At 68.3% G+C, this 616-nt stretch carries 1 protein-coding gene; it reads right to left on the minus strand.

Translation table 11 applies throughout. From position 1 onward, the window contains the following. On the minus strand, positions 1–616 hold a 616-nt coding region (locus tag ACP7AZ_RS17820), incomplete at both ends, for an IS110 family transposase (protein WP_426039984.1).

Consider the following 616-nt stretch of genomic DNA (forward strand, 5'->3'; position numbering starts at 1 on the left):
CCGTCGCCCATCTTGGAGATGCGGCCGAGCCGATCCTTGCCACCGGAGGAGTTCTGGCGCGGAACCAGACCCAGGAAGGCGGCGAACTCGCGGCCGGAGCGGAACAGGGCCGGGTCGGTCACGGCGGCCGAGAGCGCCGTAGCCGTGATGATGCCGATGCCCGGTATGGTCGCCAGGCGCTGGCTGGCCTGGTCCTGACGATGCCAGGCGAGCAGCCGACGTTCGAGCCCATGAATCTCGGCGGCGAGCGTATCGAGCTGTTCGGCCAGTCTCAGCAGGGCGGATCGCGCCTGCTCTGGAAGCTCAGCCGGCTCCGCCTGCCTGATGTGCTCGACCAGATCGCTGGCACGGCGAGCCCCTTGCGGCGCGATGATCCCGAACTCGGCGCAGTGGCCGCGGATGGCGTTGATCAGCATGGTCCGCTGGCGCACCAGCAACTCGCGGGTCCGGTGTAGAACCAGTACACCCTGCCGTTCGGCGCTCTTGACCGGCACGAACCGCATGGTCGGACGGGTGACCGCCTCACAGATCGCCTCGGCGTCGGCCGCGTCGTTCTTCTGTCGCCGCAGATAGGCCTTCACGTAAGAGGGCGGCATCAGCCGAACCTGGTGGCCCA

This window comes from Brevundimonas sp. DC300-4 (assembly GCF_049897365.1).
GTDB lineage: Bacteria > Pseudomonadota > Alphaproteobacteria > Caulobacterales > Caulobacteraceae > Brevundimonas.